This window comes from Microcoleus sp. MON1_C5 (genome assembly GCF_036701875.1).
Classification (GTDB): Bacteria; Cyanobacteriota; Cyanobacteriia; order Cyanobacteriales; family Microcoleaceae; genus Microcoleus.
The window spans coordinates 64588-90566 of record NZ_JAUBRN010000018.1; the positions used below are offsets into that span (position 1 = coordinate 64588).

Genomic DNA, 25979 nt, shown 5'->3' on the forward strand with positions numbered 1-25979 from the left:
TAGAAATCGGGTTTCTGAGGGTAAGTCCTAATGATGATCGCAAATCAAATGGACAGCCCCAAATCGGGACGCACTAGACTTTATAAGCAGGAAGCAATAAAAAATGATGATGAAAGCCCAAGATATTATGACCACAGAAGTTGTCACCATTCGCGGTTCGGCAACTGTAGCTGAAGCAGTGGCGATGATGAACGAACTGTGTTTGCGCGCTTTAATTGTGGAACGCCGCCACGAGCAAGACGCCTACGGCATTGTCACGGAAACGGATATTGTTTACAAAGTAACAGCCTACGGAGTAGACCCCCAGAAAGTCCGCGTCTTCGAGATTATGACCAAACCGTGCATCACGGTGAATCCAGACTTGGGCGTGGAATACGTGGCGAGGTTGTTCGCCAATACCCGAATCCGCCGAGCTCCGGTGATTAAAGACAAACTGCTGGGCATTATTTCGGTAACGGATATCTTGACAAAAAGCGATTTTGTCGAGAAGCCGAAAAGTGTTTTATTTGAGGAAGAAATCGAACAGGCGATCGCGGATGCCAGAACTATCTGTGCCGAGAAAGGCGCTACTTCTAGAGAGTGCGCGGTAGCGTGGGATATTGTAGAGGAAATGCAGGCTGAGGCTTCTCACCAGCGATCGCTGAAGCTTGAGAAAACGGCTTTTGACGAGTATTGCGAGGAAAATCCCGAGGCGGCTGAAGCCCGGATGTACGAGAGTTAATTTAGTTATTAGTCATTAGTCATTAGTTATTAGTTATTAGTTATCAACTCTTATTTAGGAATTGATAACTAATACCTAACACGCGGAAGTTGCTTGTTTTATGCAAGCCTCCCGAAAAATCAAAATCTTAAGTGTTTTGCCCCATCATACAAAACACGTTCAGCTTGTTACCATCAAGATCCCGAAAATATCCCGCATAAAACCCCGGCAACACGCCTCTTGGTCCTGCTGGTCCTTCATCCTTAGCCCCAAGTTCGATCGCTTTGTTATAAACTAAGTTGACTTTTTCTGGACTGTCAACTTGAAGAGCTATCATTACTCCATTGCCAACAGTTGCTCTGTTACCATCAAATGGTTTTGCAATAGCAAGTGCTGGTCGACCGGGAGAAACACTCCATGCGATAAATTGGTCTAATTCCATGAATCGTCGAGCGCCAATTTCAGCAAGCAAAGCATCATAAAACTTTGCTGCACTTTCAATATCGTTGGTACCGAGTGTAACGTATCCGATCATATTTTTTGTCTTCTAACTGATGTTAAGATTAAAAAAATGTTTGAGCAAATAACAACTGAGTTAAACTGAGCCTTAGCAAACCAAAGCTACAGCTCAAACATCATTTTAGATCCTAACTCAAACTATCTCGGTTTTGTCCGATCCAATGATTTATTGCCGATCGCTAATACACTCGGGACTGTCTCTACTTGGACTGTTGACGATCACACTTACCGCCTTTGCTTTCATGGCTTCGGAAGCATAGGGCTTTAACAGGGGCAAAACTTCCTGAGCATTTTTAACAGAAGGATCTAGCCACTGTTCCCAATCGCTGTCGGGGAGAATCACTGGCATTCGATCGTGCATCGGCTCCACTGTTTCGTTAGCAGCGGTAGTAATTATACTGCAAGATACAATGTTTTCTTTTTCAGGAGATTCCCAATTTTCCCACAAACCGGCAAAAGCAAAAGGTTCGCCGTCTGCCTTTTGAAAATAGTAAGGCTGTTTGTTCTTTCCCTGCTGTTGCCATTCGTAGAAACCGTCAGCGACTATCAAACATCGCCTGTGCTTGATCGCGCTGCGAAAAGCAGGTTTTTCGGCTACAGTTTCCGATCGCGCATTGATCATCTTGCTGCCCATTTTCATGTCTTTTGCCCAACTTGGAATCAAACCCCAGCGCATAAATTGAAACTGTCGCTGCATTTGCTTTGGAGAAGCTGTGACTGTCGCCACTGATTGAGTTGGGGCGATATTGTATCGCGGTTGGATGTCGGGAACTTCCGACAGTTTGAAGAATTCGGCGATGATTTGACCTGAAGTAGTTAAAGTGTATCGTCCGCACATAATTTATAGTTGGTATTAACGCGGTTTTTACCGATTCCGGCCGTTCTACAGTTGGGTAATCCGGCATTCTGGCAGGGGTTTAAACCCCTGCCTCAACGCTAAAGTCGGTTAAAACTGAGATATTGCAACATTCTTAATTACTTGTTTAGGAACAGGCAAGATGCCTGTTTCACAAGAGATGAATTTTATTGTGGAACAGGCATCTTGCCTGTTCTTGACAATGGTGCAAGATGTAAGTTAAAACCGACTGGAAATACGATCTCAATATCTATCTATTTTAGTCCTATTTTAGAGGACTTTAGCTATGAGATATGGGTTACAAACCCCTCTCGGACTGTCGGGCTAAACCGGGCGGGCGGGACACCCACCCCACAATAAAATTCATTCTTTGTGGAACAGGCATCTTGCCTGTTCTTTGGATTTACCGTTGGGTGGGGGCGGGTTTTCGAGATGATGGGTTTTAGGCAATTATTGTTGGTAAAACCCGTCCCTACGAGACAGTGCTCAATTGTGGAACATTCGCAGACAACCATTCGGCGCGCAACTTTTCAATAGCTAATTCTTTGAATTTAGCTTCTACTTCAATCCAAGGAGCCTGATAATAGCAATTAGGCATTTCTGTAATTAAATCGCTGTGGCGCGGATCGGCAAAAAATTCTCTGCCATTTGATATGTGTACTAATTGCCATTCAGGAACAGACCAAGTTGTGCGGGCTGCTGCGAGCATTTCGGCAACGCTGGGATCATCGTAAGTTTCTAAATGTTCGTGAATGACGTGGTGGTGGGCGTCAAAAACCATTGGTACGCCGGTATCGAGACAAACTTCTAAAATTTCCGAGGAACTGTAAGCGTATTCGTCATTTTCAAAGGTTAAGCGCGATCGAATTGATTCGGGTAAATCGCGGATGACTGACTTGAGCTGCGAAGTGCGATCGCTCTTGCCGCCGTGAATGTTCATCAGTGCCTGGGGCGATCGGGGCTGTCCCAACATATCTAAAATTAAAGCATGAGTCGCGAGAATTTTAATGCTGTTTGCAACGACATCAGGCTTGTCGGAACTGAGCACGACAAATTGATCGGGGTGGAGTACCAAACGGATGTTGAGCGAAATGGCCCGATCGCCCGTATTCCGCAATTCCTCAGTCATGGAGTGTAGCACTGCTTCCCCCAAATCTGTATCTGCAAAAGGGAACAGTGCAGAAGTCATGCGGTAGAGCTTAATGTGATTAACGGAACAGAAGTCGATCGCTTTGTCAAGCCGTTTTAAGTTGTCTGCATACAACTCGCGCAATACTTTTTCTTGTTCAGCTTCCGAAAGCTGTAAAAGTCGCTTTCGGGTGACAGTGCGAAAGCGAACTGCATCCGATGTTGTAATGCAGACTAGCCCCAATTCCGGCAATTTTTCCTGTTCCAATACTTGGTTAATCCCGCTCATTTAGCAATAATTCCTAACTTAAATTTTAGGTTAAATAGTTTTGTCGTAAGAACTTTAGTCCTTTGCTCTGAAGCTGTGAGGTACTACTGAACCTGCCCGAATAGTCCGCCAGAGATTTAACTACCTGGCGGACTATGGAAGTGCAAGATGTAATTAGTACAAACCTAATTTTTATCCAACCTCTAATCAACCGCGTCGCAGATAGCATATCGATGCCAATTTAATCGATATAACTATTGCTGTTCTTCCCCAGACTCAGCCTCTTCACCGGGCCGCGCGGTGGCAACAGGATTTTCGATTGCTTCGTTATGGAACGGATAACCGGATGTTTCTTGATTTAGCGGGTCAGCGGGTTGGTCCGCAGGGGATGTAATTTGACCGTTAGTGTTGGTATTGGGTTTTGTGGAAGACCCTTTATGGCTGGCGTGACCGCTACTCATCTTTTTTTCCTCAATTAGATTTATGGAACAATTTCTAGCTTAGACTTAGCTGCTGCGGGCGATCGCCTATCTTAAGTCAGAGATCTGCTTAAGTACATCGCACAGCAGAAAGTTTGTATTACTCTGCCATAGATTCGAGCAGACGACCAACTACAGGGTCAATCTGCCAGTAATCCTTACCGTCTTGCTTCTGATTTCCTAAATGCGACACAAGACTGAGGAGCTCCGCCCATCTGAGAGTCTGCTTGACAATTTCAGGGGATACATCATCAAGAACCTCAATTAATTCCTCAATCGCTGCTGCTTCTCCCCATTGGGCCAAAGTTCTCATCACCAGTTTTCTTTGAGGTTCGCAACCGTCAAAGCCCATTGAATTAATTAATTTGTCAGAGTTATTAAATTGATGCTTCAGTTCCCCCAAGGAATCTTGCCAGCAATGAGGATTATCTTGAGAAAATTGATAGAATTCTTGCAGCAGGTTTGACCAATTCCCTGTCACTTCCGTAATCTTATTCATAACTTCTTTTTCCCTGGGCAACTTAGCATCTTCCAACCAATGTCGCAGGGCGGCATCGTGCCAAGGTTTGAGACTGAAATATCTCAGTTCCTTAAAAGAATCAAAACTTGTGGAATTACGATCGACTAACTGCCAAGCCTTCTGAGGAGCGGCGACAAAAACAAGCTGGATAAACGAGTCTTCCTTCTTCAATCTTTTGATTTTCTTAATTGCCTCATCAACCCAATCCTTACTCCAAGGCGTGGTGGACGATACAACAACGAGCGTCGTGGTATCTTTCTTGCGACGGTTACTAATTTCTGTCAAACGCTGGCTGAAATCAGCTCTATCTGAGAAGTTTTCTAAATAGTAGAACGGGAAAATATCCTGACTAAATGCTGATTTCAGAAACACCTTCAAATCGTCAAGTCCTGCGGCTTGACAGCCAAATAGAATGGAGACGCAGTTATTGGGGATTTGAAGTTGAGATTCCTGTTGAACAGTTAAAGGACTTCGCCTGAAATCAGCTCGATTTCCGATGCGAAGAGGAGACCGAAAAGTAGCAGGTTCGTATTCAGGTGGAGCTTCACGCGGTCTCAGAAGTTCTGCTTCAATTTCTGGTTGCGTACCCATAAGCAAGGCTAAATTAGAACTTCTCAGAGTGAAGTAACCTGGATTGGTTTCTCGTAAAACTCCTAATCCGACCATTTCTTCTAGTAAAGCAAGAATTTCATCTTCCGATGACCTTCCCGCGAATCCTTCAGACCACCAAGACAAGACTTGCTCGCAAATCCAAGATACAGAAAATCCATCCTCCATGCCTGTTTCATTCTCCTGAGAACCATCAGCAATCGAGTAGGCAATTACTTCGTAACGCGGATCGAGTCCCAGTGTCAACTTAAAGCGATCACGAATATTATTGCGAAGGTCTTGACTTTGATAAGCTTCTTCTACATGGCGAGAAGTAATCACGTAAGGCGGACTAATCTTAGGATCGAAAGTAGGGACATCTGGGTTAGTAATGTGCTTGAGTAACTGCTCGCAATAGAGTTGAATCAAGCTCGGATAATAGTTGGTCTGCCAAAGAATGCGCGGAATTAAATCTTCCGGTTGAAAACGATAGCCAAGACTAGCCAGCGGACGTTTAACCAAAGCTGTTGCCGCCCGCATTTCACCATTATTCAGCAGGGGCCCAATGCAGATGGGCGCGCCAAAGTGAGCCAGCGGATGGTTTGCTTGTCTAGTGGTTCTCAGAACGTTGTGCAATCCGGCAAAGACTACCTTAAAACGTCGGTTAGTTTCCGTCATTAATTTTCTGAACTCATCGCAGCGCGGGAAATCCTCCTTACCATCGGCTTCCAGGAAATTATCTGCCTCATCCAACAACAGCAAAAAGCGCCGCTGCTTGTCTAATTCCAGCCAACTTTTAATCCGCTGCAAGCTGCTTTCGCGGACGGAATTGCGCCGGGTGGTATTTGGAATTTGCAATTTATCCAATTCTTCGTTTAGTAGATGCCAAATCTTATCTAATAGTTGCTTGCGCCCAATTTCTTTGATATCCAAAAATAGGGCGTTCCTTCCCGCGTCGGTTGCGTGAAAAGTCCGGTGTACATACTTAAGCAAAACCGTTTTACCTAACTGGCGCCCTCCATAAATTAAACAAGAACCTTCTGGATCGATTATGGATTTTCGTTCTCGTTCTCGCCCGTAAAACATCTCAGGCGGAACCTCTCCTGCTGCGGTTTTATAAGGTTCTAGGTAAGTAAATGGTAAGGTACAGTCAAACAAGACAGGTAGGCGTGTTTTTTGTTCTCCGCAAAGGTAGAGCATCAGCACATCATCTATAACAATGAAAGTGCTCCGACGCTGCCGACACAAATCAGCCAAATCTCGGCGTTTCTTTACGGTCATTCGCCGAAAATAAAAGACGAATACTGGAGCGCCCAGAGCAGTTTCTCCAACCGCATTCAGGATATCCTGTTCGTTTGGTATATCCCATAGGCAAAGAATCCGGTAATGACCGTTGGCGGCTGAACCATAGGCAGACACAGGACAGCGATTTTGGTCAAATATCGGCTCGGCATTAACGTCAATCCAGGTATATTGTCCTGATTTTTTAAATGTAAGAGATTTTAGGTTAAAACCGAGGTTGCTGAGAATTTGATGAGCATCTTTCTCTGTGGCTTGATTCCTTCCCTTGGCTGCCAACCAAGCGTCGAGCATTTCAGCAGCTTTTTTGGCTTGGGCTCCCTGCGGCATCTGGATTTTGGCGATATTTTTTCCTTTGGAAATGTCTGCAATTAGCTCTTGCTTTTTGTAATCCTGAAGCACTTTTTCGATCGCAGTATACTTATCATGCTCGAAGAAGTCTTTAAAAGCATCTCTCTTTTCCTCTGGTTCAGGAAGCGAGCGCCCTTTTTGCAGCATAGATATATATTCATTAGCCGTCAGGATATCGCCTTGCTCCAATACACTACAAATTCTGGTACGATCGGCATCTGCTATACCTGTTTGCTGAAGACTCTCTAATTGCTCCGAAACTCGATCGATCTGTTCCTGACGCTTGGCGCTAATTGCTTCACCGATCGCGCGAAGCTGCTCAATCTTTTCGGAAAACAGCCTGGTAGTTTCCAGAGCATTTTTAATGCTTTCAATCTGTGCTGCATAAGCAGTTCTATCTGTTTCTCTTAGCAAACCAAAAGCTACGGCATTTTCGAGCTGTTTGCTAGTAGTATCGACTTGCTCTTGCAAAATTACTTGGCACTCTTCAATCCGATTATTTCGTTTGTCCTTTAGCTGAGCGAGGTCTAATGTTGGTTCGGGGTTGTGTTCTAGGTATTCGATGATTTGCGCCGTAGCCTCGTGATTCCCGACCGCTTTTGAACTACAGACAAAACTCTGCTGATCGAATGCTTGTTGCCAATCCCAAATGTCATTTTTGACTAACTCCAAAATTCCATCTATACCCGCTTCTGCATTAGCGATATCCAGTTCCCAGGCATCGTTAATAGGGATAGATGGCATTCTTAACAGATCCGCGTGCAGGATATGTTTTAGGTAAGGTTCTGCCGTTGGCAAGTCGGTATCTGGATCGAAGATATTGCCGATGTCTTCCACAGCTTTTCGGCAACAGGCGATACCAGCTAAAATAAACACTGGAGGTTGGGTCGCCTCAAAGGTATCCAATTCCTTGAGAACAGTATCTTGAAGCTTCTCAATATCTTGTTTTAACTGTTTGGCTTCTTTCTGAAGATAATTGTCTTTTCGATCTAAGCACGATTCCTGAATCTCAATCCACTTTCGCACTAAATCAACAGGTTCACGAACGCGATCGCGAAACTGAATCACGGCTTTCCCCATCATGGCGTCACTGCGACTGCGGCGAATTTTACGATCGGTCTTCTCAACTTCAGAGTCTATCTGGGATTCGTCAGACAATCGATTGACTTTCTGCTTGAGTGCTGAAAGTTTACTCAAATCGCTTTCAAGTACAGGAAATAGTAAAGAGTGAATCAGTTCGTCCGGCTTCAACCAATCCTGCCAAACCTTCTTCGCCGGCGGGTAAATCATATCTTTTTTCTGTGCTTGAGACCACCAAGTTTCGATTTTTTGATGCAGTTCGTCTAAAGATTTTTGTATGTCAGCCTGGTCTTGAGCTTTCTTGATGGCTGTGATATCCAGCGCCCGCTGCCGATCGCCGTGTTTGGCGATAATTTGGCAATAATCGTACAGTTTTGCAAGTCCCGCTTTACCGAAGTGAAGTTGCTGGAGAAGGTGCTTCGCACCAGTATTTGGCGCTAGTAAAGACGGTCGCATTGCTGCTGCGGCCAAGAGCAAGCTTGCAGCTTGATTCCATTCACTTTTGTCTGGTAATGAATAGCTGGCGGTGTAACTGGTGAAGTCATCTTTAAGCAGATTTGCAAGTTTTCCATATCCTACGTCATAGCGCAGGTTTTGTCCTAGCAATACAGCTCGAATTAACTGCGGTGGCAGGTGCTGTTCAAAGTTGGAGTATTGTTTTTCAAAGCAGCGAGCTAAATGAAACGCAAGGCTGAGTTTTTCTTCAAGAATCAGTCGCCAAACTAAGTCGCGCAAAACTGCTGGGCGTTCTCGATCGGGGTCGTCCAAGATGGATTGAGCGATTTGTTGAGCGGTGTCATTGGGCGAGAAGCTGTAGAGAGACTGTTTTTCTTCTATTTTTTTATTCCCCTGCTTGTCAACTTCTTTTCCTTGCTTATTTTCCGAATTTTGATGATTTATCTGAGTTGCGGTTGGCGCTTCAGTTGGTGGAATATCTGAGATATTTTCAGTGGTTGGCTGCGGGAGCACATCCTCTATCAAGACCGCGCTCAACTCTGCTGCGGGAGGTGGTTCGACAAGAGAAACAGTTTCAGGTTCCGCTTCCTCAACTAAGGAAGTTTTATCTAACTCTTTGTTAGTATAAATAACAGGTAAATCTGATCTTGCTTCCGCCTCAATAATCAGTTTTCCTCTCACTGCTGCCATCGCCAGAGTTCTTCCAAATGATTCAGATACGGCATCATGTAAGGAATCCAAACGCTCGTCATCTGCTTCTTCCCATTCTGCAATTAGTGTTAGCAGTTTTGAGAAGGGATGATTGCCGTCAGCCAATAATTGGGTGTCGGGATGCAAGTCAGACTCCTGGGATTCGGAGATGGTGCGTTGAAGTTCGCGGGCTTTTTCCTGACATTCCAGCAATGACTGAAAATTGCTCTCTACTCGATGGGTGATCGCTAAAACTCGATCCAGAACCCTCAAAGCAGAGTCGCGGACAAGAGCGAGCGCACTTTTTTGCTTCTCGGCCCAATCCACACGCTCAAGTACAGACTTAATCTCTGCTAAAGAACCAATTTCCTCAGTTGTCAGCGTTGGCGATACTGCCAAATCTTCAGCCAGTTTTAGCACCTTGTCGCGAAGCTGAATAAAATTTTTCCGGGACTCGTCAAGTTCTTGAATCAGCTTTTGATATATAGGTATACCAGGGTCTCGCAACTTTCGACTCGCCTCTGACAGCCGTGCTTCCTGTTGAGAAAAAACCTCTTCTAGTGCGGTGAGTTGTTTCAGTAAATCTGCTGAATTTTGTACCATCGGTTTAATCACTCCATTCAAGTCATTTTTTGTCAGTGGGGCAATGTGGAAATTATGCTCATTCAAATTTGTATGATTCAGATTTTTTTGACTTTCATCGGCCATCGAGCAGTAAGTCTGAGCCAACTTTGTTTGTTCTATATTTGATTCTTCTCGGGAAGTTTTAAAAGTAATTAAGGGTTCGGTCATATTAGCTGCTTCAACTATTTTATCATCAACAGGCTCCTGTAAGAAAGTGTCGAAATCGCTGCGAGACAAGTTTTCTGAAAAGTTGAACTGTCTGGGCTGTATCGGTTGGGCGATCGGTCTTTTTGTCTGAGTTTGATAAATTGCTGTAGGGCGAATATAATCTTTTAAAATGCTGTTGCGGTTCGGATGGCGCAATCTTAGTAAAGCCTTAGCCTCAATTTGCCGAATCCGCTCGCGGGTAACATCAAATATATTGCCGATTTCTTGTAAAGTCTTTTCCCTGCCATCATCCAATCCGAATCGCATCCGAATAACGTCACGTTGTCGGGGGCTGAGAGCATTTAAAACACTTTCCAAATCTTCGAGGAGCAAATTTTTCGATACTTGGTCTTCTGGTGTTTCCCCATCAAATTCAATCAACTCTCCCAATCTAGAACCTTCATCTTCACCCATTCTAGTATCTAAGGAAATGATAGACACATCCGATTTAGATTTAACAAAGCGCAATTTTGCAATTGTCATCTCCATTTTAGTAGCGATTTCTTCTTCCGTAGGCTTGCGGCCAATTTGTTGAGAAAGCCGTTTGGTAGTTTTATTGATCTGCGAGATAGTTTCATAAACGTGAACTGGTAGGCGGATAGTCCGCGATTGATCGGCAATAGCCCGCGTAATTCCTTGACGAATCAACAAAGTCGCGTAGGTGGAAAACCTGTTGCCTTTCGTGCAATCAAACTTTTCTACGGCTTTGATTAAACCCAGATTTCCCTCCTGAATCAAGTCTAAGAAATCCAGGCCTCGATTTTGATATTTTTTAGCGATTGAGACTACCAGCCGCAAGTTAGACTCTACCATTTTGTCTTTAGCTTTTCGGCAGCCCTCTAATTCTAACTCAGCAATTTTTCGAGCTAATTCAATCTCTTCGTCAGCTTTGAGCATGGGAATTCGACCGATTTCTTGCAGGTAAGCGCGAAGCGAATCTGGGGGTATACGGTCTTCTTTAAATTTAATGCTGTTAGGAATAGTTTTATGCCAAGCTTCATGAAATTCGTCAAAGTTGCTAAACCCGTGATTTTTATGCAACTGTGCTAAGAAAATCTCGAAGAGCATTTTTAAATGAGAGTTTGTCGGACTGTCGAATGGGATATCTTTAATATGTTTGATTTTTTCTAATACATCTTTAGATTCATTGCGTTTGTGTTGGCGTCGGTTTATTATCGAGAAAGTCAGAGTTTGTCCATGCTGAAAAAGAACGATCGCCGGTATCGGTAAAATTTTATTAATCTCGCGGACAATGCCGTCAAGTTGTTCTATAGTGTACGCGCTCCTCCGCATTGCGATCGCGAAAAACAAGTAAGAAGTAAAGAAGGCACTCTCGCCGCTGGTAGTATTAAATTCGACTTTTAACTGGTCATTATCGGCAATTTCTGTCCCCGTAAACTGGAAGAGAAAATCAACCGACAGCCATTCCTCTAAGAGAGCTTTTTGGGAATTTAGCTTGTGATCTATGTCAAATTGTGCAATAAAATTATCCGAACTATTAGGTTTGAGCGCATAAATTTTCTCACTGCGGTAGCCAAGAGTAAAGAACAAATTCCGGGCGTTATCGGCAAGTTTTCCCTTGGCAAAACTACTTAAAGCTTGATTGATAGATGCTTTGGCTTGTTGTTCGCTGACGCTCATTTAATCACCAGCCAGGTAATCAGTTCAAAATCAGTTGTTGCTTTAACCTGATGCGCTTGTTCAACCAAGACAGCACTGCGACTAGACAGCAGATTTCCGATGAGCCGCTTGTTGTAAATACCTGCAATTGAATCAACCGCCCGCTGAAGCAAATCGTTATACAAAGTCATATCAAATCCGTTGTTAGTTTGTCGATCGAACAAGTTGCACAACTCTTGATAAGGAACACAACACCCCGCGCACAGCAACTGATATATTTCAAGTATTTGTTTGGGTTGAGCAAAAGTTAATCGCACTTCCTTATTTTCTCGGACGTAAACTAAAAAGTATGGTTGCAGCGGGTTAACGGTTTTATTATCAAGACAATCGCCTTTTTGTTTGAGGCAAAAAATTACGCCTGGAGCAATTATCGGGTACTCCGAGTTAATTGGAACTACTGCATAGAGTCCTAAAGGGGCATCTTGGAGTAGTTTGCGGTTGCTCTCAATGTATTTGGCTAGTTCCATTCGGAAATCATCGAGAGTGAATTCCGTTAGGGCTACACTCTCCGTGAAATCTTCGATATCCAGCACCTCATCTTTCAATCGCAGCAACTGCTTGTCGCGGTATTTCAAATCACTCTCAATCAGTTCTTGAATTTCCTTTGCCTCCAGCAGGTTATCTTCAAATGTACCAGCCATGTCCGCTAAAGCCATCCGTGCTTCTACTCGATTTTTCAGATTGATGTATTGATCCAAGTCCTCTGTCGGCCAAAAATTAATTAATTGTACCGTGTGGTTGGGGCTGCCAATGCGATCGCACCTGCCGAACCGCTGGATAATTCGGACTGGGTTCCAGTGTATGTCGTAGTTAATCAGATAATCACAATCTTGTAAATTTTGCCCTTCAGAAATACAATCTGTGGCAATTAATAAATCAATCTCGCCGTCTTGCTGCATAGATGGAATTTGGGCGCGTTTCTTGGCGAAAGGCGAAAAATTTGTCAGGATGTGATTGAACTCGTTTTTGCCAAAGGTAGTCTTATTTGCCGCCGAGCCCCCAGTGACCAAAGCTAAGTTAATTTTCAATTCTACTCTTGCCCACTCCCGCAATCCTTCGTAGAGATAGACTGCCGTATCTGCAAAGGCAGTAAAGACTAAAACCTTGCGATTTGGTTGGCCATGCTTGTTAGTTGTAGGATGCTTGACTTTCTCGGCGATCAGTTCTTTTAACTCAGCCAGCTTGGCATCCCGTTCAACAGAAATGCTTTGGGCAGAATTGTAAATTTTTTTAAGCTGTTCCTTGTCGTTTTTCAGGTCTTTTAACCAGGTTTCGACATCGAGGTGCGCCATTTGAAATATCAGCTTATGACCTACTTGCATGGCATCTTGCAACTCTTCATCGTCCACGTCTTCAATCATCCAATCGCTGAAAGTTACTGTCTGGTTAGCGTCGCGAGATTGCTGCAATTGCTTAAAATTCTTAATTTTTGTCTCTAGAGCTTCAGTTTTTTTAATCGTGCGCTCCATTGTCAGCGCAAAGGAACAGATGGAGCTTTCTAAGCGTTTAAGGAAATTGACTTTCATCATGCCGATCAAACAGCGTTCGCGATCGCTCTGTTTGAAATTTCGCACTCCTTTATTTTCATACACCGAACGGTATGGCGACAGGACATATTTTGAAGGGTTGAATAGCGAGAGTTGATATTTAGAAATTTCCCTGTTAAGCTGTTCGTAGGACAGGAACTCACCCTTTAGGTCAATCTCAGGAAATACGGAGATGGGTTTGAGCCGTTCTGGAAAGCCGCCTAATTGGGCGATCGCATCTTTATAGTATTTTTGAATGTGCTTGCGAGATCGTGCGATCGTCAATTGGTCAAGCAGTTTGAAAAAAGCAGAACTAAGTTCTTCCAGCAGTTCGCTAGTTTTGCGATCCCTACTTTTCTTGGCCCACTTGGTAAATTTCCCCTGAGCATCAGCTAGTGTATCGCGCAGACTGGCAATTCCCAGCGATTCCCCAAACGCAGCGTCGCGACCTTCTGTGATAAAATAAAGTTGATTCCGCAAATCCTTTAAATCATTGTTAACCGGAGTTGCTGATAAAAGTAGCACCTTAGTTTTGACACCGTTCTTGATAATGTCATCCATCAGCCTTTCGTAACGGCTCTTTCTAATTAGATTGCCAGATTCGTCCCGTTTACTCTTGATGTTGTTGCGGAAATTGTGGGATTCGTCAATAACTACCAAGTCATAGTTACCCCAATTAAACGTTTCTAACTTAATGTCCCCAGACCTACCGGAATCGCGGCTCAAGTCGGTGTGAGATAGGACTGTATAGTTAAAGCGGTCTTTAATAAAAGGATTCAGTTCGCTATTGTTCTGTGCTAGATATACAGTCCAATTCTCGCGGAGTTTTTTGGGACACAGAACCAAAACATTTTCTTTATTGCGAAGTTCAAAAGATTTAATCACCGCTAGAGCTTCAAATGTTTTACCTAAACCAACGCTGTCAGCAATAATACACCCGTTATATCGTCGGATTTTATTGATAGCAGCCTTAACTCCGTCTTTTTGAAATTCAAATAGAGATTTCCAGATTTCTGTATCAAATAGGTGTAGCTCTTCGCTGAGAATATCGCTTTTTTCTAGGTCATCTAGGAAGGTCTCGAAGATATGAAACAGAGTTTTGTAGTAGATAAACTCAGGAGTATTATTCTGGTAAAGTTGCTTTAGGTACAGCAGCACGTCTTGTTTGACATCTTCGATGAGTTCGGCATCATTCCAGAGTTCATCAAACCAGGCTTTAAGGTCGCGGGTATCGCGTTTACTATCTACTTCTAGATTGAGTTCAATATTGTTATATTTTGTACCTAATCCCAGTCCCCGCACGGTAAAATTTGAACTGCCCATAATAGCATTTTCAGTTTCCTTATGAGCAATGTGATACATTTTGCCGTGCAGTAAATTAGATTGCTTTACCGACCGTATCTGTACTTTTTTTTCAATCCATTCTGCACATTCTTTCGCAACCCGCTTTTGCTCCAACCGATTCTGTAGCTGCAAGCCCTCATCCTCAATTTGGAAAGCCTTTTTATCAGTTTTACTGGGGTCAAGGGACTTGATGAAGCGCGGTTCGCCAAAGAGAAATTTCAGGCTTTTAATACTTAGAAGTTGTTCCTTCAAAGCATCAAAAGCATAAATTGTAAAGTAAGCAGAAACAATTGACAAGGTTGAGTTTTCCTCAACCTTGGCTTTCAAAAAATCGCCCACAGTGCCGCGGTGGCGGTTGTCTCTAATTGCCGAATTTGGGAGAGAAGCATCATGCTGTGACATAGCCTACCTTTATGCGGTTGTTGCACTTGTTGGCTATATTCTACATCCTCCACCATTCTCAAGAACAGGCTTCCCGGCCCGTTCTACAACACATAGCGATATTGTACAATTAACTCCGCAAACGGCCGGATCGCATAATGCTAATAACTAACCACAAACCCAAAAAACTCGCGGCCCCAAACAAACCAGTGCTCAGAAAAGATAGCTGAGGAGTTTGTGCGTTAGAAGAAATAATTGCCGCCCCCACAATCAGCGAACCCACGACAATACTAAAAGAAAGTCGGTTCGCAGAATCCCCCAGAGTGCGGCGCAGCGGGTCGAGTTCTTTTAGGGTCAAGTTCCACTTCAAAGTTTCCGAAGTAACTCGGTCTAAAAGCACTTCCACCTGTCGCGGAGATTGCAAAGATAAGCTTTTGAGATCCAGGGCAGTTCTCAGCAGAGCTTGGATCGGATCGTCTCCTAATAACTGACGCCGAAACATATCGGTCATCAGCGGTTTGACCTGCTCTACAATATTAAATCGGGGATTAAAAGAGCGCGCCAGTCCTTCCAAATTAGCTAGAGTTTTTGCATACAAACCGAGATTGCTGGGGAGTCGAATTTTATTTTTGCGGGTGATTTCCAGCACCTCATAAAAAATTTCCGACAAGTTCATTTGCGACAAGCTGATATTGTAATACTTGCGGAGCATTCGAGCCAAATCGTTCTCTAGGTTAACTAAACTTGTTGGCTGAGCAAATTCTGCCATTTCCAAAGTTAATTGAGCGCAGCGCTGAGCGTCTAAATCGACAATTGCCAGCAACATTTCTGTCAAATTTTGCTGAGTGCGCGGGTCTAATCTGCCGACCATGCCGCAGTCTAGCAGGGCTATGCGGCCGTCTTTGAGATAAAATAAATTGCCGGGATGGGGGTCGGCGTGAAAGAATCCGTCGATATACAACTGCTGGAAGAAAACGCGGCAAAGCAGCGTTGTAATTTCTTCGCGTTCGGCATTTACATCTCCTTTATGGCGAATTCCCTGCAAGTCGCCTAACAAAATAGGGACTCCGTTCAGCCACTCCATTACTAAGAGTTTTTTTGTAGTCAACTCCCAGTTAATTTGTGGTAGGACAACTTGTGTGGGGTCAAACCATTTACTTTTAGATAAATTGCGGCGCAGTTCGTCTGTGTAGCTGGCTTCTTGAATGAAGTCTAGTTCTGCACGCAGGGCGATCGCAAATTCTTCTGCTAAGGCGACAATATCGTATTGTTGACCGAAGTCTGTGAGCATGACAAGTTCTGCCAAACCTCGGAGCACGGCGATGTCTTGTTCGATGACAATCTCAATACCGGGGCGCTGAACTTTGAGGGCGACTTCGCGACCGTCTTTTAAAGTAGCTTTGTGGGTTTGGGCGATCGAACCTGCGGCGACAGCTTCGGTGTTAAATTTGGCAAAGGTATCTTCGAGAGATTGTGTGAGTTCCTTGCGGACGATAAGTTCTACTTGCGACCACGGTACGGGCGGCACTTCCGCTTGTAGCGTGGAGAGGATTTCGATGTAGCTGGCCGGTAAAAGGTCGGGACGGGTGCTCAGCAATTGTCCCAATTTGACAAAAACTGGGCCTAATTCGACGAGGATGTTGCGGAGAACTGCTGGAGTTGGGAGACTGGGTGCGTCGGTTTTGCGGCCGGTTAGGAGGCTTTTCATGTAGTCCCAACCGTTGCGGAAGACGACCTCTAGAATTTCTCCTTTGCGAGAAGTGTTTTGAACTAGGCTAAACAAGGGGCCTCCGGGTCGATCGGGTTTAAGGGCTATATAACTACTAGGATAGCGCTGTTGACCGGGCTGACCAGTGTCTTGGGGAATAACTTGGGCGAAAGGGTGCGATTCCCTACGGGATAGCTTCGCTTCACGAATTTTGGGCTGTGGGGGCGATCGGTTTTTGGCTTTGGCATTACTCCTGATAGTAATATACATTTAAAGCACACATAATATTTTTATACTTAAAATTTTTACGTTAATAAATTTAATTTTATAAGTAAAGTAAATATTCAGATTTAGGAAAGGTCAAAAAGATGAGTGCAGTTTATGTAACATTTACTATTCCTGAGTCGAGTAATCAAGGTTTAGAATAGTCGGAAGTATCTACGAGTTTGCGGTGTGATTCGGGATGCACAGAAGCAGCCGCATGAAATAGTTGCTATGTTGCGTAAAGTAAACTCTAATCTTTCTCCAGTATCAACCCTACTATAGCCATCCTCGCATCATTTGTGAATTTCTTACTCCCGAGCGAGCGGGTTCGGGGAGGGTTGGGGTGGGGTAAAAAATTTACGACTCCTGCAAGGATTGCTATATCTCAGTGTGGTTCAGTTGCCAGTATCCTCACTTTAACTATCTCATATACAGCATTTATTGTCGTACTACAGCGGTTAGAAGAAATTGAACAACGCTTGAAGCGAATTGAGCGTAAAATAGACCTGAGTTTTTACGCTGATTTCCGTGCGAATCTCAAATCTGCACAAAATGCCTTTACCAGGAAAAATTATGATAACCGCAGAGCGTTTGAATCCAGGCTGTTTCGGGGTTGAACACAGCTCAAGCGATTTACAAAGATTACACTCTTACAGCATTTGATAATCAGATACAGCTTGCCGATCAATATCTTTCTTCTTTGTTTTTAGCTTAGGTAGGTGAAATCCTTTGCTACTTAGAGTTAGAAGAAATCGAAGTAGCACCGAATTGTATACAGAAGGGAAAAAATATTTGGCATCCCTTAGTTGTAAAATATATTGAAAAGATGTTGCTCCATGTCGATTCTGCAGAGTGGAATAAGTTTATTGAGACACAGCCTAAAGTATTTTTACCAGAAAGGGACGGGCGATTAAATAAAATCCCAATCAAGTGGGAAGAATTGTGACATCCCATTTAGGCACGATTTCGGAGCGATGCCAGAACCGGAGGTAGTGTTCTAGTTCCTGAGATGGAGCCTTAATCCCCTTTTCATAGGTCGTTTCTAGCAAATGTACAATTGGTTTGAGTTTCTTCCACGTCATATTTGCAGGCGAGTTGACCGAGTAAGGCAAACGAGAACTGTCTGCCACTGAGTATCACGGTCATCTGCTGGGATTGGTTCTAAACTTCTAGCTTTGCCGCCTCTGGATAAAATACCCATCTTGACTTTGGCTTTACTATTTCCAAGAAATCTATAAATTGAAGTGATTGATTTGATAAAAAAGAACATTTGCTCTTATGAGTGGAGTTTGACTAAAGTAAAGGCATCAAAGAAAAACGCCAGCGAACATTAACCAGTCAGCTTCAACTAGACATTCACCCGTGAGGTTTGCCATGAAATCCACTCTCTCCAACAGCGTTAACGCAAAAATGAAAACCGCCAGCCATCAAAAGCCTTTACAGGCTACGCCTCAAAAACCAGAGGAAAAAGCCTTAACTCGCGGACAGCATTTAGCAGATACCCTAGCAGCGAAAGTGGGATCGTGGCCCTTTTTGATTGGACAGACAGTAGTCCTCGCCGGGTGGGTGGGCGCGAACCTGACACCGGGCATTCCTCACTGGGATCAGCAGCCCTTTATCTTGCTAAACTTAGTATTCTCCTTTGCCTCTGCTTACACTGCACCGATTGTGTTAATGAGTCAAAACCGCCAGTCGGATGCCGAACGCGAACAAAATCTCTACAATCATCAAGTTAATCTCAAAGCCGCTAACGATGTGGTACTACTGCACGAAAAGCTCGATCGATTAAGCCACCACATTCCTGACTTAATGGAAAAGCTCAATCAGCAACAGCAGTCTGTCAGTCCCATCAAAGAGATGGTGATGCCAGCCCCCGTTAAAGCAATTACCGAAGTTAATGAAGCAGCTAAGCCGTCTGCTTCGGATCAGAAGCAGAAGGCTGAGGTTCCCATACTACTTCCCCAAGTATTTAAATCGAACTTTTACTCATCAAAATATGCAGAAGTGATGCCAATTTCACTTCCAACTCAAAAGCCCTCTACACATTCGGTATCCGCGTTAAGCTATTTCAAGCTGTGACAAGCGACGTTACTAACCAGTGAATGAGAGCGTCAGTCTCGCCAATCTGTTAAGTAACAGTTCTAACCTAAAAAAAACCTATAAATCAATTAATCTCCGGCTCTATTGCAGGCCTACTCCCATCACAATCTAGGCAGTTAGATATGAACCCCTTCCTTACCGCTATTTCCACAGGTATTACAGCTTTCGCAGCCACAAATTTAGATGATATTGTCATCTTGCTGCTGTTTTTCTCCCAAGTCAATGCTGTTTTTAGACGGCAACACATTGTTACAGGACAATATCTTGGGTTCGCAGCACTGGTGCTGCTTAGTCTTCCTAGCTTCTTTGGCTGTATGATGGTGCCGCGCCCTTGGGTGGGGATGTTGGGGTTAGTACCAATTGCCATTGGAGTCAGCCGCCTGCTAAATCGAGATACAGAGGCTGATGATGAAAATACAGCTACAGATTCGCCTCAATCCACTATCTTTGCTAGTCTTTTATCCCCACAAACTTATAGTGTAGCTGCGGTGACATTTGCTAATGGAGGTGATAATGTGGGGATTTATGTCCCGTTGTTTGCCAACTGCACTTGGGATAGCCTGCTAGTGATTCTGAGCGTCTTTTTCTTGCTAGTGGGTGTCTGGTGTTATGTGGCGTATCAACTAACTCGCATGAGCGCGATCGCGACCCTACTTGTCCGCTACGGTAATTCCCTTGTTCCCTTCGTTCTAATGGGTCTGGGTACGCTGATCCTGCTCGATAGCCATACTCTAGAGGATCGCGGTTTAATGGTAGTTACTGTAGCTATCAGTTGCTTGTGGCTGCTGATATTGCTTAAAGACAGTTATCAATCGTTAGAGACTGCACCTCAAGTCGAAAAATTTGAGGTAAACTAGGGTTCAAGTTTCCTCCACTTTGCTGAAGTTGAAAAATAAATAATTTATAACTTCAGCAAAGTGGAGGGGTTTTCTAAGAACAAACTCTGATTTCTTACACAAAGGACAACAAAAATGAGCAAGTTTTTCAAACTAATTCTGGTGGCTTTAGTGCTTTTCGTAAACTTAGCTGTAGCTCAGCCTTCTTGGGCCGGCAAGGATTTCACAAAGGGGGCTGACTATGCGGAAGTGACACAGGAATTGACTCAACTTTTGTCAGCTCAGAGCGATCCTTCGACTGCGGGTTATACGCCTGAACAGTACCAACAGCGGTTGGCCGAATTGCAAATGCAGAAGTACGTGATCGAAACTGCTAGAAAGCGGGCTCAGTGCCGCAATCAAACCGGGCAAACGCTGGCAGTTTATGCGAATAAGCCGAAAAAATCGCCGACGCAACTTTATTTCCTGGCAGCCGGTGAGATTACAGATGATGATTGGGATTGCGATGGTATTTACTTGCCAGCAGGGACTCAAGCTACTTTCGGCCCGACGGCTCAGCCACTTTCTTTGGCTGAACCGGTTGCTATTAAGGTTGTAGATGGTACGCAGCTAATTGCTACAACGAGTGCAGCAACGGGTGGTATTGAATTGAATGTTGCCCCTGCTAAAGTTTTTAAAGCGGGTGAGACAACTTGGGCCATGCCCTCGTTTTCTCAGGCTCAGATTAATGCACAAGTTCCTACGCCGGAACTGATTGATTAATCCTTCTTGAGGAACGGTTAATAGTTGGGGACTTGGGAAAAAATAAAGTCCCAGGCAGAATAGAGGAGAGGCAATGCCACCATGGGCGATTGTCTCTCCTTTTTAGATCGCAAAAAAGCCAGAAGATGCTGAGTGATGCAATATGATGTACATCATTCGATCCAACTCCTTAGAGTTAGTCTCGGACAATAGAGTCATTTATAAAGTTGTATTTCCTTAAAGATTACGATTAGGAGGTTTTTTCAATGAAATGGCTAGTTTTACTAGATGTTGAAATGTCTGATTTTGACAATTTGTCTAACTTGCTGCGTTCATCAGATGAATTTAGCTTAATCACAGAGAATAGTAAATATTACCTCACTTCTTCGCGCTGGGAATCACTAACGAATGAGTCTGATGTATATTGGGAAGCTACTAAACCTCTTCAACATATAAGTGCTGTTGCAAGGATTCAATTTACAGATTTTCCACTTCTTAAGCCTGATATCATCTGCGAAGTTGACGAAGAAGGTAAGCTTCATAGGCGGGTTGCGCTTTCAGCCACAATTAGGGTGGATTCAAGTTCTTTTTCTATCAAACTAGAAGGCGGTCAAGATATAATCCCTATTTTAGAGTTTGAATCCTGGATGAAGCTGGCAGAAGAAGACGAGATAGTGAAAAATGTTTTCAGACAAATTACGGAGTTTGAACCTAACTGGATTAATCTTTACAAAGTTTATGAAATTGTCAAGAAAGATGCTGGTAAAAAAAAGATTGAACAGTGGACTAAAAATAAGATTAGCCAATTCACGCATACTGCTAATAGTCAAAGTGCAATTGGTGATGATGCACGGCACGGTGTCGATCACAGCGATCCACCAAAAGAACCTATGTCACTATCAGAAGCAGAGGCTTTAATTAGGAATCTGGTACAAACATGGCTTCAGTGGAAGTGCGAACAACAAAAGTAGAATAGTGAAGTACGACACAGATTAAAAAACGAAAGTCTGGATAAAGAGTGATTAATCCTTTGTATTCGCCTGCCCAATCTGTGCCGTACTTACATCATAACAAATCTTTCAATTTTTCATCTTCTCCCAACACTTTAATTACCTGTTTAATCTCCTGCGTCCTATCTTTTTTCACAATTAAAGTCACATTGCCATCTCTGACAACTACCACATCTTCTAAACCAATGGTGACAATCACCTCCTTCTCATCGGCTGCATAGAAAATGCCGCCTTTGGTGTCAATTCCGACGTGTTTTGCTAATTCGACATTCGGTTTGTCTCCTTGCAGCAAACGACCGATCGCATTCCAATCACCCAAATCGTCCCAGCTAAAGCCTACGGGCAGAACACAAGCTTTTTGCGTCTTCTCCATCAGGGCGTAATCGATGCTTATTTTAGGTAATTCCGAGTAAGCCTGCGCGCCTTTTGCTTCCAAAGCTGCCATCATTTCCGGTACATGATTTCGCAATTCTGTCAAGACTGTTCCAACTCGAAAGACAAAAATTCCGCCGTTCCAACTAAACTTGCCGCTGGCTACAAATTCCTCAGCAGTTGTGCGATCGGGCTTTTCGGTAAATCTCGCCACCCGATAGGCGGGAAAACCGGCAAAACTGCCAATTTCCTCGCCTTGTTCGATGTAGCCGTAGCCGGTGGAAGCATAACTCGGTTTTACTCCCAAAGTGGCGATCGCATCCTGATTTCTCGCCAACTCGGCCGCCGCCTCCAAAGTCTTGACAAACTCCTCGGGTTCCCCAATCCAGTGATCCGCCGGGAAAAAACCCACTACCGCATCCTCGCCGTAACGCTTGGCAGTTTCTATAGCAGTCCAGGCCACCGCCGGCGCAGTATCCCGGCCCTCCGGTTCCGCCAGCAAATTCTCAGGGGGTAACAGCGGCAACTGTTCGCGGACTCCCGCAGCCAACATTTCCGACGTTACTACCCACAAATCGTCCCAGCCGTTACCTAATGTTAATAGTCTTTCCGCTGTAGCTTGCAGCAAACTTTTGCCGCTACCGTCGAGACTCAAAAACTGCTTGGGGCGCTGCTTGCGGCTGAGAGGCCAGAAGCGTTCGCCTTTACCGCCGGCGAGTATTACGGGAATTAAGGTTTTGGTCATGGTTTGAAGTTTAAGGGTTCTGATCTATTTTGCTCGACAGCTTATAATTATGAAGAGAATTGTAGCTGTGTGCGGGTTTTGGGGGAGACCTATATTTTTGGGAAAATTGCGTCTTACAATCCCAAGCCCAAAGACGCGAGCCGGAAAATACCTAAAACCCTATCAGGGATTGAAACATAAACCAAAAACGCATTCAAATGCGCTTCTTGCAGAGAGCCGGAAAATACCTAAAACCCTATCAGGGATTGAAACGTAGCGCAAAACTCGGCGAAGCTTGCGTACATCCACGCCGGAAAATACCTAAATCCCTATCTAGGGATTGAAACAGAAGCGGGATGGGAAGATCAACGATCGCACTCAGAAACCGGGTTTTTTTGCGAGCATACTTCCGATCCCCCACAAACAGCAAAAAACCCGCCTTCTTTGATTTTGATGCCTATTCCTCTAAATATCCTCAAAACTCAGCCGCAATTAACCCAAAACCCTATCAGGGATTTTTTGTCACTCGATCGATCCAACTTGCATAAAATGATACCCGCGTATCGCCGGAAATTTCCCCAAAACTGCCATTATCGTCAATTTTATCAATATCGGTGATGTTTGTTTTGAAAAATCCTCGATCGCTATAACCCCAAGAACTAATCCCCGCAATCTTCCCGTCAACAAACGAAGGCCCGCCGGAATCTCCGCTAGCGGTAGCTATCTCATTTTTCCCCAAACCGCGATCGCGCAACCTGGGAAAATGCCTCCCCAAAGCATCGTGTTCGCTAGTTCCCGCGTCAAAATCAAAGATTAATTGACTCCCCAAAACCAATTCCGACATATCTGATTCTGTAGCATCTTTCAAAACATCAATTAAAGCATCATAGCGATTCTGTCCGCTATATCTTTTCGCTTCAGAATTAGAATTTTCATCTTGTCCGTTTGCACCTAAACCGATATACCCGTATCCAACTTTTGTCAATACTTTCCCCACTTCATTTTTGTTTCTATTTATCTCGTACTGTTCGATCCTTGGCGGCGCGACCCTTTTCAGCTTTAAAATAGCAATGTCGTTGCCAACTTCCGATTCGTAACCAGTCCAGCCCGGATGGATATAATATTTGCTAACGGGGATGCTAACTTCACCGCTAGGCAATTTAAAAATTGCTTTAATTGCCGTTTCAGCAGGAACCTTAACTCCGCCTTCATTCAGACAGTGGGCCGCCGTGAGAACGTACAACCCTCCCGTTAGCAGCGAACCTGTACAGGAAACGGAATCGAGATAGGCTACGCCTGTATATTGATTTAAAGCTAAAGGTTTGCGGGAACTGCTGTCAGGAAAAGCGCTAATTATCGATCGCCCAACTTCGGCAGTTTCTAAAACTAAAAATACCGTCACAACCGCGATTAATAATATTTTGATTCCTGACTTCATTTTTGAGAGTGAATTGGTTGGAGAGCTAATCGAGACCTGACTTTTTCAATAAGTCGGGTCTCGCGAGTATTTCGTTTGTTGAAATTAGCTTACTTATTGCAACAGTTTACTTCGATAATTCGACATTAAGTTCGTTCACCACGCGGCGTTTGAGCGGGATTGATTTTTCACGGGGCAGCAAATCAAATACTTTCCGAAAAGCATCATCTACCTGTTCAAAGGGTATTTGTCCTTTCTCGTTAAAAACTACTTTTCCCGATTGGTCGAGGATGAGAGTTTGAGGTACGAAACCTTCGTAATAATGGCTCGGTTCGGTGAGTTCCGGTGACGGTTGGGGAGGCAAAGAGTCAACTGTTATCGGCATAAAATCGGCTGCCCGGCCGTAAAATTCCTGGAGTTGAGAGACGACGATCGCATATTGCTTGGAGTCGCTGCTGTCGTCAGTGTAAAACACTAACAATACGGGTTTATGGCGTTTGAAAGAATCTGCAAGCTTGGCTTTAGGAGGAACTAGGGAACCGTTGCCGGCGTAGAGGGAAAATATTGTACCGTCGAAGCGATCGTCTGTGAGAGTTGCCAAAGCTGGCGCCGTACCGCTTAGCAGTATCAAGCTAAGTGCGATCGCGACGGTTAAAAGACTGGCTGACAAGATTCGCTTCAGCAAGCCCAGGCCAGAAGCAGGAGTAACAATTGAATTTTTGTTCTCAGGAAATATCATAGGTTGTTGGCAGTGGCTGTAAGGAAAGCGAAATCAGATGCAAAAACTTTCCTAAGTTTATCAGCAACTGTATGCAAATGTTCCTGAGTAGGTTAACGTAGTTTCGGATAGACTATGATAATTTGCTTGTTGTAGCGATCGACACGGTGATTCTACTGATCCAAAAACACTATTTGCCATCGGTTTTTCAGGGGCGGGCTGGAAGTATCTGCGCCACAATGAAATTTATTTGTTGCGGGCTGGGCTTCTAGCTTCTGAGAAGGGTGCAAGATGTTAAATTCAACTGATAACTAGAAACTGACAACTGGGAACTAATAACTAATGATAGCTTTGCTTGACACAATCCTGGCCCAAACGCCCGCTGCTGATGTTTCCGGGCCCGCTCAAATCAATCTGTTGCAAGCGATTGTTTTAGGAATTGTACAAGGATTAACCGAGTTTTTGCCCATCAGCAGCACCGCTCATTTAAAGGTAGTGCCGATCGCCCTAGGATGGGGCGATCCGGGGGTTGCTTATACTGCTGTAATTCAGTTGGGCAGCATTGTGGCAGTGCTTTGGTATTTCTGGAAAGACTTGACAACTATAACTTTGGGTGCTGTAGATGCCGTGATGCAACGCGACTACAAATCGCAAGAGTTTCAAATAGCCCTGGGAATTGTTTTGGGAACAATACCTATACTCTTTTTTGGGCTGCTAATCAAGGCATTGGTTCCAGATTTCGATCGCTCGCCGCTGAGAAGTTTGACCAGCATCGCCATTGCTTCGATCGTCATGTCGCTACTGTTAGCAACAGCAGAAAAAATTGGCAAGCGCAATCGCACTTATGAAAAGTTAACTGTTTCAGACGGCATTTTTATGGGATTAGCTCAAGCAATAGCCTTGATTCCGGGGTGTTCGCGATCGGGTTCCACTCTCACAGCAGGATTGTTCATGGGATTGGAAAGATCCGCCGCCGCGCGATTTTCTTTTTTATTGGGAATTCCGGCAATTACTCTGGCTGGATTAGTAGAATTGAAGGGTGCTTTGGGAGAAGGAATCAGCGATGCTGGAGTTGCAGCTTTGATAGTGGGGACAATTTCGGCATTTGTGTTTTCTTATTTGTCGATCGCGTGGCTGCTCAAGTTCCTGCAAACTCAAAACACCTGGGTGTTTGTGTGGTATCGGCTGGCATTTGGCGTGGCCATTTTAACGGCGATCGCAGGGGGGGCATTGCGAAATATATAAAATAGAAATTCGATAGCAGTAGGAGCGACTTATGTCGCTCTGAACTCGGTCTAATTAATAACTGGAACGCCAAATTACAATCTATTTTTTTGTAATATAAATAAAAAAACTCACAAGTAACGAATTTTTTGATAGTTAAAAATCCATG

General features: G+C 44.1%; 17 protein-coding genes and 1 pseudogene. 6 read left to right on the forward strand and 12 right to left on the reverse strand.

What is annotated here, in order from left to right:
* Positions 1-103: 103 nt before the first annotated feature.
* Positions 104-721: a CP12 domain-containing protein gene (locus QUA71_RS11555; protein ID WP_190661461.1), complete on the forward strand. Its 618-nt coding sequence runs from the start codon at positions 104-106 to the stop codon at positions 719-721.
* Positions 722-848: 127 nt separating this feature from the next.
* Here QUA71_RS11555 and QUA71_RS11560 read toward each other — a convergent pair whose 3' ends face one another.
* The 9 genes and pseudogenes from QUA71_RS11560 to QUA71_RS11600 form a co-directional block, all read right to left on the reverse strand.
* The gene (locus QUA71_RS11560; protein WP_333285000.1) at positions 849-1235 is read right to left on the reverse strand and encodes a VOC family protein; all 387 of its coding nucleotides are present in this window, start codon (positions 1233-1235) and stop codon (positions 849-851) included.
* A gap of 150 nt (positions 1236-1385) precedes the next feature.
* Positions 1386-2057, reverse strand: a complete 672-nt coding sequence (locus tag QUA71_RS11565) for an SOS response-associated peptidase (RefSeq protein WP_333285002.1) — start codon at positions 2055-2057, stop codon at positions 1386-1388.
* 490 nt (positions 2058-2547) lie between these two features.
* Entirely contained in the window at positions 2548-3492 is a 945-nt protein-coding gene (gene uvsE / locus QUA71_RS11570; protein ID WP_333285004.1) for a UV DNA damage repair endonuclease UvsE, read from the reverse strand.
* Positions 3493-3725: 233 nt separating this feature from the next.
* The gene (locus QUA71_RS11575; protein WP_333285006.1) at positions 3726-3932 is read right to left on the reverse strand and encodes a hypothetical protein; all 207 of its coding nucleotides are present in this window, start codon (positions 3930-3932) and stop codon (positions 3726-3728) included.
* 118 nt (positions 3933-4050) lie between these two features.
* Positions 4051-9726 (reverse strand): AAA family ATPase, encoded by a 5676-nt coding sequence (locus tag QUA71_RS11580; RefSeq protein WP_333285047.1) that lies wholly within the window; start codon positions 9724-9726, stop codon positions 4051-4053.
* A 150-nt stretch (positions 9727-9876) separates the two neighbouring features.
* Positions 9877-10746 (reverse strand): annotated as a pseudogene (locus QUA71_RS11585) (sigma-70 family RNA polymerase sigma factor); the annotation flags it as partial.
* 656 nt (positions 10747-11402) lie between these two features.
* Positions 11403-14717: a helicase-related protein gene (locus QUA71_RS11590; protein WP_333285008.1), complete on the reverse strand. Its 3315-nt coding sequence runs from the start codon at positions 14715-14717 to the stop codon at positions 11403-11405.
* A gap of 109 nt (positions 14718-14826) precedes the next feature.
* Positions 14827-16479, reverse strand: a complete 1653-nt coding sequence (locus QUA71_RS11595; RefSeq protein WP_333285048.1) for an AarF/ABC1/UbiB kinase family protein — start codon at positions 16477-16479, stop codon at positions 14827-14829.
* Between the two features lie 1115 nt (positions 16480-17594).
* Positions 17595-17798 carry a hypothetical protein gene (locus QUA71_RS11600; protein ID WP_333285010.1) on the reverse strand — a complete coding sequence of 68 codons (204 nt, stop codon included), beginning with the start codon at positions 17796-17798 and terminating at the stop codon, positions 17595-17597.
* 244 nt (positions 17799-18042) lie between these two features.
* On the opposite strand from QUA71_RS11600, the gene QUA71_RS11605 reads away from it, so the two are divergent.
* The 4 genes from QUA71_RS11605 to QUA71_RS11620 all read left to right on the forward strand — a co-directional run bounded on the left by QUA71_RS11605 (position 18043) and on the right by QUA71_RS11620 (position 21316).
* The gene (locus QUA71_RS11605; RefSeq protein ID WP_333285012.1) at positions 18043-18747 is read left to right on the forward strand and encodes a DUF1003 domain-containing protein; all 705 of its coding nucleotides are present in this window, start codon (positions 18043-18045) and stop codon (positions 18745-18747) included.
* Between the two features lie 143 nt (positions 18748-18890).
* Entirely contained in the window at positions 18891-19625 is a 735-nt protein-coding gene (locus QUA71_RS11610; RefSeq protein WP_333285014.1) for a cadmium resistance transporter, read from the forward strand.
* Between the two features lie 114 nt (positions 19626-19739).
* The gene (locus QUA71_RS11615; protein ID WP_333285016.1) at positions 19740-20366 is read left to right on the forward strand and encodes a hypothetical protein; all 627 of its coding nucleotides are present in this window, start codon (positions 19740-19742) and stop codon (positions 20364-20366) included.
* Positions 20367-20611: 245 nt separating this feature from the next.
* Positions 20612-21316, forward strand: coding sequence for a hypothetical protein (locus QUA71_RS11620; protein ID WP_333285018.1), 705 nt, complete (start codon positions 20612-20614; stop codon positions 21314-21316).
* 94 nt (positions 21317-21410) lie between these two features.
* Here QUA71_RS11620 and QUA71_RS11625 read toward each other — a convergent pair whose 3' ends face one another.
* The 3 genes from QUA71_RS11625 to QUA71_RS11635 form a co-directional block, all read right to left on the reverse strand.
* Positions 21411-22472 carry a mannose-1-phosphate guanylyltransferase gene (locus tag QUA71_RS11625; protein WP_333285020.1) on the reverse strand — a complete coding sequence of 354 codons (1062 nt, stop codon included), beginning with the start codon at positions 22470-22472 and terminating at the stop codon, positions 21411-21413.
* Positions 22473-22959: 487 nt separating this feature from the next.
* Complete coding sequence (locus QUA71_RS11630; RefSeq protein WP_333285022.1) at positions 22960-23889, reverse strand: trypsin-like serine protease; 930 nt, start codon at positions 23887-23889, stop codon at positions 22960-22962.
* A 106-nt stretch (positions 23890-23995) separates the two neighbouring features.
* Positions 23996-24607 carry a thylakoid membrane photosystem I accumulation factor gene (locus QUA71_RS11635; protein WP_190661428.1) on the reverse strand — a complete coding sequence of 204 codons (612 nt, stop codon included), beginning with the start codon at positions 24605-24607 and terminating at the stop codon, positions 23996-23998.
* A 321-nt stretch (positions 24608-24928) separates the two neighbouring features.
* Between QUA71_RS11635 and QUA71_RS11640 the strand changes: the two genes are divergently transcribed.
* The gene (locus tag QUA71_RS11640; protein WP_333285025.1) at positions 24929-25831 is read left to right on the forward strand and encodes an undecaprenyl-diphosphate phosphatase; all 903 of its coding nucleotides are present in this window, start codon (positions 24929-24931) and stop codon (positions 25829-25831) included.
* The last annotated feature ends 148 nt before the right edge of the window (positions 25832-25979 follow it).

Bases quoted from the DNA above. Each gene is read 5' to 3' on its own strand.
- QUA71_RS11555 (WP_190661461.1), top strand. From the start codon at position 104: ATGATGATGAAAGCCCAAGATATTATGACCACAGAAGTTGTCACCATT.
- QUA71_RS11560 (WP_333285000.1), bottom strand. From the start codon at position 1,235: ATGATCGGATACGTTACACTCGGTACCAACGATATTGAAAGTGCAGCA.
- QUA71_RS11565 (WP_333285002.1), bottom strand. From the start codon at position 2,057: ATGTGCGGACGATACACTTTAACTACTTCAGGTCAAATCATCGCCGAA.
- uvsE (WP_333285004.1), bottom strand. From the start codon at position 3,492: ATGAGCGGGATTAACCAAGTATTGGAACAGGAAAAATTGCCGGAATTG.
- QUA71_RS11575 (WP_333285006.1), bottom strand. From the start codon at position 3,932: ATGAGTAGCGGTCACGCCAGCCATAAAGGGTCTTCCACAAAACCCAAT.
- QUA71_RS11580 (WP_333285047.1), bottom strand. From the start codon at position 9,726: ATGACCGAACCCTTAATTACTTTTAAAACTTCCCGAGAAGAATCAAAT.
- QUA71_RS11590 (WP_333285008.1), bottom strand. From the start codon at position 14,717: ATGTCACAGCATGATGCTTCTCTCCCAAATTCGGCAATTAGAGACAAC.
- QUA71_RS11605 (WP_333285012.1), top strand. From the start codon at position 18,043: ATGAAATCCACTCTCTCCAACAGCGTTAACGCAAAAATGAAAACCGCC.
- QUA71_RS11610 (WP_333285014.1), top strand. From the start codon at position 18,891: ATGAACCCCTTCCTTACCGCTATTTCCACAGGTATTACAGCTTTCGCA.
- QUA71_RS11615 (WP_333285016.1), top strand. From the start codon at position 19,740: ATGAGCAAGTTTTTCAAACTAATTCTGGTGGCTTTAGTGCTTTTCGTA.
- QUA71_RS11620 (WP_333285018.1), top strand. From the start codon at position 20,612: ATGAAATGGCTAGTTTTACTAGATGTTGAAATGTCTGATTTTGACAAT.
- QUA71_RS11625 (WP_333285020.1), bottom strand. From the start codon at position 22,472: ATGACCAAAACCTTAATTCCCGTAATACTCGCCGGCGGTAAAGGCGAA.
- QUA71_RS11630 (WP_333285022.1), bottom strand. From the start codon at position 23,889: ATGAAGTCAGGAATCAAAATATTATTAATCGCGGTTGTGACGGTATTT.
- QUA71_RS11635 (WP_190661428.1), bottom strand. From the start codon at position 24,607: ATGATATTTCCTGAGAACAAAAATTCAATTGTTACTCCTGCTTCTGGC.
- QUA71_RS11640 (WP_333285025.1), top strand. From the start codon at position 24,929: ATGATAGCTTTGCTTGACACAATCCTGGCCCAAACGCCCGCTGCTGAT.